This window comes from Streptomyces aidingensis, from assembly GCF_900112355.1.
GTDB lineage: Bacteria > Actinomycetota > Actinomycetes > Streptomycetales > Streptomycetaceae > Streptomyces > Streptomyces aidingensis.
The window spans coordinates 91609-102024 of the sequence record NZ_FOLM01000012.1 but is presented as its reverse complement, the minus strand read 5'-3'; the positions used below and the strand labels follow the sequence as shown (position 1 = coordinate 102024).

The 10416-nt window shown below is 73.4% G+C and carries 6 protein-coding genes; 5 read left to right on the top strand and 1 reads right to left on the bottom strand.

What is annotated here, in order from left to right:
* The first annotated feature begins 84 nt into the window (after window positions 1-84).
* Window positions 85-3405, top strand: coding sequence for an FG-GAP-like repeat-containing protein (locus tag BM242_RS20620; RefSeq protein ID WP_093840374.1), 3321 nt, complete (start codon window positions 85-87; stop codon window positions 3403-3405).
* A 132-nt stretch (window positions 3406-3537) separates the two neighbouring features.
* On the opposite strand, the gene BM242_RS20615 is transcribed toward BM242_RS20620, so the two are convergent.
* Window positions 3538-4434: an AfsR/SARP family transcriptional regulator gene (locus BM242_RS20615; RefSeq protein ID WP_093840373.1), complete on the bottom strand. Its 897-nt coding sequence runs from the start codon at window positions 4432-4434 to the stop codon at window positions 3538-3540.
* A gap of 224 nt (window positions 4435-4658) precedes the next feature.
* Here BM242_RS20615 and BM242_RS29580 point away from each other — a divergent pair, with 224 nt between their 5' ends.
* The 4 genes from BM242_RS29580 (at window position 4659) to BM242_RS20600 (ending at window position 10247) form a co-directional block, all read left to right on the top strand.
* Window positions 4659-4817, top strand: coding sequence for a hypothetical protein (locus BM242_RS29580; protein ID WP_175541504.1), 159 nt, complete (start codon window positions 4659-4661; stop codon window positions 4815-4817).
* 85 nt (window positions 4818-4902) lie between these two features.
* A complete protein-coding gene (locus BM242_RS20610) occupies window positions 4903-6720 on the top strand; it encodes a SagB family peptide dehydrogenase (protein WP_139238389.1) in 1818 nt (605 codons plus the stop codon).
* Window positions 6721-6890: 170 nt separating this feature from the next.
* Window positions 6891-9326 carry a sensor histidine kinase gene (locus BM242_RS30900; RefSeq protein ID WP_093840371.1) on the top strand — a complete coding sequence of 812 codons (2436 nt, stop codon included), beginning with the start codon at window positions 6891-6893 and terminating at the stop codon, window positions 9324-9326.
* A 453-nt stretch (window positions 9327-9779) separates the two neighbouring features.
* On the top strand, window positions 9780-10247 hold the full coding sequence (locus BM242_RS20600; RefSeq protein ID WP_093840370.1) for a hypothetical protein: 468 nt from the start codon (window positions 9780-9782) through the stop codon (window positions 10245-10247).
* Window positions 10248-10416 lie beyond the last annotated feature (169 nt).

The window sequence follows — 10416 nt, the reverse complement described above, 5'->3', positions numbered from 1 at the left end:
ATGCCCGGGAATTGAACGGGGTAGGGCAGTGGGCGGTTTCCTCGGCGCGCCCGCCGGGGGTTTTCAGGGAGGGGAAACGGGATCGTGAACCACCGATGGCTGCGGCTGCCGCCGCCCGGCCGGCGGCGGACGGCCGCTCTCGCGGCGGTGACCGCGGCGGCCGTGACCGCCGCCGCGCTGGGGATCACCCAGCTCTCCGACGACAGCGGCGACGACGCGCCATCGGCGTCCGGCACCCAGCGGCCGGACGGCCCGCTGGACGAGTCGACGGCCCAGCGGCTGGCACGGGAAACCGGGAAGCCGGAGGAGGTCACCGCGATGCGCGACGCGCACAGCACGACGTTCGCGCTGCCGGACGGCTCTTTCGAGTACACGACCCATGTCTCGCCGGTGCGGGCACTGGTGGACGGCGAGTGGCGGGAGATCGACACCACCCTGGAGCCGACGGCGGACGGCGGCTGGTCGCCGGTGGCGGTGAACAGCCCGGTGGAGTTCTCCGGCGGCGACGCGGCGGCGGCATCCGCGGCGGCGGAGCCGGCGGCGGAGACGGAGCCGGAGCGCGCCTCGCGCGCGGCGGCCCGCCCGGCCGCGTTCCCGCTCGCGGAGGACGACGACGGGGCGCAGTGGTCGGAGCTGGTGACCCTGACGGCCGGCGAGGCCGGGGAACACGAGCTGACCGTGCACTGGCCGGGGCCCCTGCCCGAGCCGGTGGTCACCGGCCCGCGGGCGCTGTACCAGGAGGTACTGCCGGGCGTGGACCTGCTGCTGACCGCCCGGGACTCCGGCTTCTCCCAGTTGCTGGTGGTCAAGACGGCGCAGGCGGCGGCCGGTGGCGCGCTGGAGGAGATTCACTACCGGCTGTCCTCGCCGGGTCTCTCCTTCGAGCTGGACCCGGTGACCCGGGTGGTGCGCGCCAAGGACGGCGAGGGACGGGATGTGGCCGTCTCGCCGACGCCCTACATGTGGGACTCGGCCGGCGAGCCCGCCGTCACCGAGGGCGGCGACCCGCCCGCCGAAAGCGAAGGGGAGGGCGACGGGGAGCCGGGATCGGGGCCGGCGGCCGGGCTGCCGGCCGCGGCCCAGCAGGTGCTGGCGCTGCGCGGGCTGGCCGGGCCGGACCCGGGCACCCATGACGCGGTGGGCGGAGCGGCGCTGGACCATGCCACCGGGGTGCTGACCATCATCCCCGACCCGGTGCTGCTCGGCGACGAGGACACCGAGTACCCGGTCTTCGTCGACCCGTCGTTCAAAGCCGGGACCAACAACTGGACGACCGCCTACGCCAAGTACCCGGACAGCAGCTACTGGAACGGCCAGAACTTCAACGACGGCACCAACACCGCCCGCGTCGGCTGGGAATCCACCACCGGCGGGCTGTCCCGCTCCTACTTCCAGCTCCAGTGGGACCGGGATCTCAAGGGCGCGAAGGTGTCCTCGGCCCACTTCTACGCCCGGGAGACCTACTCCTGGTCCTGTGAACGGCGCAGTGTGGAGCTCTGGCGGACCGGGTCCATCAGCCCGTCCACGACCTGGAACAACCGGCCGGCCCGGGTGGAGCGGGTGGACGCCAAGAGCGTGGCGCACGGCTACAGCAGCGCCTGCCCGGACGAGTGGGTGAAATTCACCGCCACCAACCTGGCGCAGACCGCGGCGACCGCCGGCTGGAACATCATCACCGTGGGGCTGGAGGCGGGCAACGAGTCGGACGACTACGCCTGGAAGAAGTTCGCCACCAACGGCTCGGCCTCGCCCTATCTGAAGGCCGTCTACAACCGTCCGCCGACCGAACCGGCCGGCCTGCACATGTCGGGCGGTCTGGGCTGTGACACCACCGGGGGCATCTCGGTCGGCCTGCGGGACGCCATCAACTTCGCGGCGACCGCCACCGACCCGGACGGCGATCTGTCCAAGCTGCACTTCCAGATGTGGCGTGAGGGCCTGAACACGGACAAGATCCTGGACCGGACCGTCTCGGTGGACTCCGCCGGCCACGCCTGGACCGGGGTGTCCACCACGGCGACCCCGGAGCAGCCGCAGGCCATGCAGGACGGCGCCCGGTACTGGTGGCGGGTCCGGGCGCTCGATTCGACCTGGACCACCTCGTCCTTTGCCCCGCCGGGTACCGGCAACTGCGGCTTCGTCTACGACAGCAGCGCGCCCAGCTCCCCCGTCGTGGTTCCCCCGGACGACGGCCCGGAGGACTTCCCGGAGGAGAACGACGCCGGCGACGCCTGGAGCCGGGTGAAGTTCGGCACGGCCGGCACGATCCGCTTCGGGCCCGGCGGCACCAACGAGAACATCGTCCGCTTCGAGTACTCCTTCGAGAGCCGGGCCTATGACAAGGACGCCCTCCCCGGCGCCGACGGGACCGCCACGGTCACCACGTTCAAGCCGCCGCACGCCGGTCCGAACACCGTCTATGTGCGGGCGGTGGACGGGGCCGGCAATGTCTCGGCGGGCACCGCGTACCACTTCTATGTCACGCCCCGCGACACCGCCGACAGCCCCGGTGACACCAGCGGCGACGGCTATCCGGATCTGTTCGTCGTCAACCCCGACGGCACCCTGAAGTCACTGCCCGGCGACAGCACCGGCGACATGTACCGGTCCATCCTCGGGGCGCATGACAACGGCCGCCCCGCGCCCTCGGGCTACTGGACGGACGACGGCGGCAACTCGGCGCTGATCACGCACAATGGTGACTTCCTGCCGGGCGACGGCCTGACCGACCTGGTGGCCCGGGTGCCGGACAGCGACAACGATCCGGCCAACGGCCTGACCCCGGCGCTGTATGTCTATCCGGGCGACGGCTACGGCAGCGTGGACATCGGCAGGCGGGTGCGGGTGCTGCTGCCCGACGACGGGCCGGACGCGGCGGCGCTGACCGAGATCAAGGCGGTGGGCGATGTGACCGGCGACGGCCGGCCGGACCTGTTCGCCGTGGCCGGTGACGAGTTCTGGGCCTTCACCGGATACACCGGAGGCGCCTTCGCGCAGGCGGTGCGACTGATCGGCCACTCCTGGGCCGGCCGTGACATCGTCACCGTGGCCGATGTCTCCGGCGACGGCGTCGCCGACCTCATCTACCGCAACCGGTCCAGCGGCTATCTGTGGCTGCGCGAGGGCAAGCCGGCCCAGGGCGGCGATGGCGGGGTGGACCTGCTCTCGCTCGGCAGCTCCGGCGCCTCCGCCGGCGGCGCGGACACCGTGTACGGCTCCGGATGGACCCCCGCCGCGCACCCGCTGATCATGGGTACCCCGGACACCAATGGCGACGGCATCCCCGACATCTGGACCGTGCTGTCGGACGGCTCCCTGCGCGTCTACCACGCCACCCGCACCTCGGTCGGCGACTGGACCACCGTCTTCGGCTCCGGCTGGGCGGACAAGCCGGCGATCGGCTGACCGGATCACGGCCGGTGGCGGCGGGGGAGCGGGCCCGGGCCCGCTCCCCCGCCGCCACCGGCCGCCGGTCGGGGTGGGAAGGAGGCGGTGAAGGAAGCGGGGAGGGAACGGGGGGAGCGGAGGCCCGGGGTCTCAGACGGCGGCGTAGCCGGCCAGCTCGCGGGCCGAGCGGGCCGGGGACGGCGCGCCGGCGCCGGCGGAGGCCATGCCGCCGTCCTGGGCGGCGGCACCGCGCCGGGCCACCGGCGGGTCCAGCGCCGGGTCCCCGACCAGGATCGCCTGGTGCAGCCGCCGCACCCAGGGCGCGGGCTCCACGCCCAGGGCGGAGATCAGGGTGGAGCGGAGCTGCTGGAAGGTCTCCAGCGCGCGGGCGGTGTGGCCCGAGCGGTAGAGCGCGGTCATGAGCTGCGCGCTGAGGCTCTCGTGCATCGGGTTGCGGGCCACCAGGGTCAGCAGCTCGCCGAGCAGTTCGGTGTGCCGGCCCAGCCGCAGATCGGCCTCGATGCGCCGGCCGAGCAGCCCGAGCCGGGTCTGCTCCAGGGAGTTGGCCTCCAGCTCCAGCACCCGGCCGAGCGGCAGGTCCATCAGGGCCTCGCCGTGCCAGAGTTCCAGGGCGCGGCCGAAGTAGGCGGAGGCGGCCCGGTCGTCGCCCGCGTCGAACGCGGTCCGGCCGGCCCGGGCGAGCTGCCGGAATTCATGGACGTCGACGCATTCGGGCTCGATGGCCAGCGAGTATCCGCCGTGCCGGGTGACCAGAATGTCCTTGGCGGTCCGGCCGTCCTGCTTGTCCTCCTCGGTCAGGGCCTTGGTCAGTTTGCCGCGGAGTTGCAGGATGTACGTCTGCAGCGTGGTCGGTGCGCTGCGCGGCGGATTGTCTCCCCACAACTCCTCGAACAGCCTGGCAACCGTGACCACCTGGCCGGGGGTCAGGGCCAGCAGGGCGAGAATCTGCCGCTGCTTGGCCGCGCTGGGCACGACCGACCGGTGGTTGAGGCGCGCTGACAGATGTCCCAGGAGTTTGATCTGCATGACACGTCGCTCCTTTAGCGCCGGTGATTCCCGGCCCCCCGTCCGAAAACGGGCCGGATACCGCTTGAGTCTGGAACGAAGAACGCTCCGGGCCCAGTTATGCGCTCATGAACCGGGCCGTGAATACTCCACCCACGGGGTATGAGATTTTCACTACCGGTGGGCGGGCCGGAGCCGGGATGCTGAGTGCCGTTCCCAACGCCGACCCACCCACTGGGGGAACCATGCCGATCAGCGAGCTCCTGTCCGCAGCCACCTCCGAGACCGGCACCGTCACCGCCCAGGCCGCCGCCGCACCGGCCGGCGACCTGGTCATCGAGCGGCTCGACTACACCGGGGACCTGGGCAGCGCCATCCCCTGCTTCTCCTCCGCGGACGCCTGATCCGCCGCACCCTTCGATTCCGGCGCCGCCGGACGGCTCCTGCCGTCCGGCGCGCACTGCCGTTCCGGCCCCTTCTGGAGTTCCCGTGTCAGCACCGGACCCACAGCACCCCGAGCGCCCCGGGCACGCGCTGTTTCCCGAGCACCCCGAGCACCCCGAGCACCCCGAGCACAAGGACGAGATCCATGGCGCCTCGGTGTTCCCGCTGTGGTCCCTCCGGGAGGATGTGCGGATCGAGGAGGCCCGGGGCGCGGCGAGCGAGAACCGTGAGAACGGCGACCGCGGCGACGGTGGCGGCGGTGGCGGCGGTGGCGGCCGGCTGACGCTGCACTGCCGCTGGGGCGAGACGGTCCTCGACCGGCCGGCTCCGCTGCTGCGCCAGGCGCTGCGCCGGATGGGCCTGGGCCCGATCCGGCTGGAGAACGTCGCCGCGGGCAACGGCAGCGTCCGGCCGGAGCGCGATCTGTCCGCGCTGATAGCGGCGCTGCGCCCGCTGCGCCCGCTGATCGTGCGCTCCCTGGGCATGGACGCGGGCCGGCCGCTGCTGTCCGTGGTGCCGCTCACCCCGGACGCCGGGCCCCGGCTGCGCGCCCCGCTGCCGGACCGCCCGCTGCGCGTCTCCCGGTTCGCGGTGCTGCGCGCGGACGGCGGCACCATGCGCATGGAGTCGCCGCTGTCGCTGCACCGGGTGGAGCTGACCCGGCCGGAGGCGATGGCGGTGATCGGCGCGATCGGCGCGGCCACGCCGCCGGAGGAGGTGGCCGCGGCCTCCGGGCAGGCCCCGGAGGCGGTGCACGCGGTGCTGTCCTATCTGCTGTCCGCCGGGATGCTGGTGCAGGCCGCCGCTGCCGCCCCGCCGCACCGCCACCCGTACCCGGCGCCGTACCCGGACCGGGCCGCGCTGCCCGCGGCCGGGGAGGAGGACGGCGGGCAGCCGGAGTTCGGCGAGGACCACGATCCGGCACTGGCCGCCTGGACACCACTGGAGCTGCTGTTCCACACCCGCAGCCGCCCCGGCCGGCACGACAGCGACTTCGACACCGTGGAGGAGCCGGCCGGACCGGCCGTGCCGCCCGAGCCGGTGGTCAAACCGCCCGGCGGCGAGCCCGCCGTTGTGCTGCACCGCCCCCGCTGGGAGGAGCTGATCGGTGCCGATCTCCCGCTGACCGCGGCGGTCGAGGCGCGCCGCTCCGGGCGGATCTGGCATCATGGGCAGCTCACCGCCGCCCAGCTCGGGGAACTGCTGTACCGCTCCGCCCGGGTGCGCTCGCTCACCGCGCCCGGCACCGGGCCGACCGGCACCGGCACCAGCGACCGCCCCTACCCCAGCTTCGGTTCGCTGCACGAGCTGGAGCTGTATCTGACGGTCAGCGACTGCACGGGAATCACGCCCGGCGTCTACCACTACGACCCGCTGCGCCACCGGCTGGAACCGGTGCGCACCGACACCCCCGAGGCGCTGCTGCGCTGCGCGGCGCCCGCCACCTCGGCCGCGCCGCCCACCGCCGAGGGCCCGCGCAAGCCTCCGGTGCTGATCACCATGACGGCCCGGTTCCGCCGGCTGGCCGGGGTGGCCTGGGGGCTGCGCTACGCCCTCACCCTCAAGCATGTGGGCGTGCTGATGCAGAACATCTACCTGGTGTCCGAGGCGATGGGCCTCTCGGCGTGCGCGGTGGCCAGCGGGGATGTGGACACCTCCGCCCGGGTGCTGGGCACGGACTGGCGGGCGGAGTCCAGCGTGGGCGAGATCGTGATCGGCCCCCGGCCGCCCGGCCCCGATGACGCTCCCGGTCCTGGGGACCGGGCGGAGGGCGGCGGACGGCAGGCGGCCAACGACCCCGACTGGCCGGACCGCGCCCGCGCCCTGGGCGGGCACGCCGGCGGTGGCCGGGGAGCGCCGTGACCGCAGCGAAGGCGGCGGTGTGCGATCCGGCGGATACCCTCCGATTCCGGTCACTGACCGTCAACTATGTAGGTACTTCTGGTTTTTGATGTTCGTCACACATACCATCTGACCAGTCCTTCCGCCGAGGTGCGGCGTTGGCGTGCCCACAGCGAACCGAAGGAGCAGGCATGGCCGGCGCACAGGCAAGGAGGTTGGCCCACCCCGCCGCGCTCGCCGTGTTCAGCGCCTACTACGTGGTGTCCCTGCTCAATGTGGGCTCGCTGAAGCCCGGCCCGACCTCGCTGCTCGCCTTCGCCGGCTGCGCGGCGGCGGCCTTCGCCATCCATCTGGTGCATCTGGCGGCGGCCCGCCGCTGGCCCGCCCGGCTGCGGATGCTGACCCTGCTGCTCCAGGCCGCCATCAGTTTTCTGCCGCTGCTCTGGCTGGGCCAGCCCTGGGGCAGCATGACCGCGTTTCTGGTCGGCTCGCTGCTTCTGCTGCTGCCCGGCTGGACCCGGTGGGTCTGCTTCGGCGCCACCGTGGCCGCCGTCCTGGCGCTCAGCACCGCCGCCGGCGGCGACACCCTGTGGCGGGTGTATCTGGCGCTGGCCGCGGTGAACAGCGGGCTGGCCGTCTACGGCCTGAGCCGGCTGTCCGCCTCGGTGCTGGAGGTGCGGCGCACCCGCGGCGAACTGGCCCGGCTGGCGGTGATGCGGGAACGGCTGCGGGTCGCCCGCGATCTGCACGACCTGCTCGGCTACAGCCTCTCCGCCATCACCCTCAAGTCGGAGCTGGCGCACCGGCTGCTGCCGCAGGCCCCGGAACGGGCCAGGGAGCAGGTCGGCGAGGCGCTGGCGGTCTCCCGGCAGGCGCTGGCGGATGTCCGCTCGGTGGCCAGCGGCTACCGGGAGATGTCCCTGGAGGCGGAGGCCGACTCGGCCCGCTCGGTACTGGCCGCCGCGGACATCGAGGTGGAGCTGACGGTCGCCGTCCACTGCCTGCCGGCGGAGGTGGACACCCTGCTGGCGACGGTGCTGCGGGAGGCCGTCACCAATGTGCTGCGCCACTCCCGGGCCCGCCGGGTGGAGATCCGGCTCACCGAGACCGGCGGCACCATCGGACTGACCGTGGTCAACGACGGGCCAAAGGCCCCGCCGCGGACAACCGCCGGGCCGGACGCCGGGCCGGGCGGCAGCGGCCTGCGCAATCTCACCGAGCGGGTGGAGCAGGCGGGCGGCGCGCTGAGCGCCGGACCGGACGCGGAGGGCCGCTTCCGCGTCGCGGCGACCGTCCCCCGCGGCGAAGCCGCACCGGCTCCGGCGGGCGGCGTCACCGCCGCCTCCGCCGCGGCCCCGCCCCCCGCAGCCGCCGTGACCGAGCCCGCCGTGACCCGGCCCGCCGTGCCGGACACCGGCCCGGACGATCCGGCCGGCGGCGCGGCCGGCACCGAGCTCACCGACCTCACCGCACCCCGGCTCGCACTGGTCGTCGCCCTGGTGGTGTTCAGCGGCTATGTGGTGCTGGCGGTGCTCAACGTCCTCCAGCTCTGGCCCGGCGCCGATCCGCTCGCGCTGGCGTTCTGGATCGCGGTGATCCTCGCCTGCCAGTTGGCGCACTCCCTGACCGCCCCGGCCGAACGGCTCAGCAGGCTGCGGCCGGCCACCCTGGCCGTGCAGGCCGTGGCCACCTACCTGCCGCTGGCCTGGTTCGGCTGGCCGTGGGCCGCGATCTCCGGCTTCCTGGCCGGCTCGGTGCTGCTGGTGGTGAGCCGGGGACGGTTCCGCTGGCCGCTGTTCGGCCTGGTGGTGTGCTCCATGCTGGTCATCGCCCGGGACGCGGGCATGAACTGGGTGGACGCCTCCTATGTGGCGCTGAACGCGGTGATCAGCGGCCTGACCGTGTACGGCCTGAGCCGGCTCTCCGGGACCGTGGTGGAGGTGCGGCGCAGCCGCGGCGAACTGGCCCGGCTGGCCGTCACCCGGGAACGGCTGCGGGTCGCCCGCGAACTGCACGATCTGCTGGGCTACAGCCTGTCCGAGATCACGGTGAAATCGGAGCTGGTGCACCGGCTGCTGCCGGCCGAACCGGACCGGGCGCGCGAGCAGGTCGGCCAGGCCCTGGTGGTGTCCCGCCAGGCCCTGGCCGATGTGCGGTCGGTGGCCCGCGGCTACCGCGAGATGTCCCTGGAGGCGGAGGCCGACTCGGCCCGCTCGGTGCTTGTCGCCGCCGATGTGGAGGTGGATGTGGCGGTCTCGGTGGGCATCCTGCCGGCCGAGACCGGCGGCGTGCTGGCGGCGGTGCTGCGCGAGGCGGTGACCAACATCCTGCGCCACTCCCGGGCCCGCCGGGTGGAGATCGTGGTCGTGCAGACGGACGGCCTGGTGCGGCTCTCCGTGGTCAACGACGGAGCGCTGCCGGCCGAGGCCGAGGCCGTCCGGGAGGACGACGGCGGACTTGCGGACCTGGCGGTCCGCGTCGTGCAGGCCGGCGGCACCCTGCACGCCGGCCTGGAAGCACCGGGCCGCTTCCGCCTCACCGCCGAGGCCCCCCTCACCGCCCCCCACGGCGACGGCACCCCCCACCCCGCCCCCACCTCCGAATGGATCACCCTCCCCAGCCACTGAAAGCCACGCCCCTCCCACCGGATCCGCTTCGACGAGAGCACCGGGCAGCTACTGGCACACCTACGCCTACGATGCCCTGGGCAACCGCACCCGGCTCACCCGCCACGACCCCGGCTGTCACCCTCAGCGGCGGCCAGGTCGACACCAGTGGCGACAGCCTCACCACCTACACCTACGGCGACGCCACCGGAGACCAGCCCCACACCGCCACCGGCCTGTGCCTGACCGCCACCGACAGCTCCGACGGCACCGGCCTCACCCTCGCCACCTGCACCGGCACCAGCCCCGGCCGGCAGAGGGCCTTCGCCGACACCACCACCTACCTCTACGACGCCGCCGGCCCTGGTCCCGCCGGGACCGGGTACCTGCGTCGGGCAGGTCAGCAGGCTGGGAAGGTCCTCGGGGCTGGACGCCGCTTGAGTAACCGTCGGCGTCGTGTGAGGGTCTGGTGCCGTGGAAGCGATCTGGACAAGTGTGGTAGCGGTGCTGGGAACGCTGCTGGGTTCCGTGGTGACGCACAGCTTTCAGCGTCTGGCGTCCAGACGGAGCGAGCGGTTCGCGCGTGCCGAGGCGCTCCGGCAGGAACGCATAGCCACCTACAGCGCCTTCGCCGCGGCAGTGGAGGACTACCGCCGGGGCCAGGCCGACCGCTGGTACCGCAGGAAGGAGGACCCGGCGGGAGAGGCGTTCCGCACGGCGCGGGATCAAGCGCATCACCTCCGTACCGCGGCCCGGCAGACGCTGTACCGCGTCAAGCTGCTCACCGAGGACCGCGCGGTCGTCCAGGCGGCGGAGCAGGCCTATGTGGCCACCCGGGAGGTGTCGACCGCGACGGAACAGCCGGACTGGCACACCCACGACGCCCGTTCCCGGGTCGCCATCGAGGAATTCGTCACCCGGGCCTCACTGCTTGTCAGGTGACATCGCGCCGTGGGCGCGGACCTTGGTGGGGCACAGCCATCGGTGCTGTATGCCCCTGGGGAGAGGGTGCCCTGATGATCCGGCGGCCGGGTGACCGCGTGGTCAAACCGCTCCGAAACCGTGCCCGGGTCGCGCGCGTCGACCGCCTTTTCCGGGTCGGTCTGCTCGT

Bases quoted from the DNA above. Each gene is read 5' to 3' on its own strand.
- BM242_RS20615 (WP_093840373.1), bottom strand. From the start codon at position 4,434: ATGCAGATCAAACTCCTGGGACATCTGTCAGCGCGCCTCAACCACCGG.
- BM242_RS29580 (WP_175541504.1), top strand. From the start codon at position 4,659: ATGCCGATCAGCGAGCTCCTGTCCGCAGCCACCTCCGAGACCGGCACC.
- BM242_RS30900 (WP_093840371.1), top strand. From the start codon at position 6,891: ATGGCCGGCGCACAGGCAAGGAGGTTGGCCCACCCCGCCGCGCTCGCC.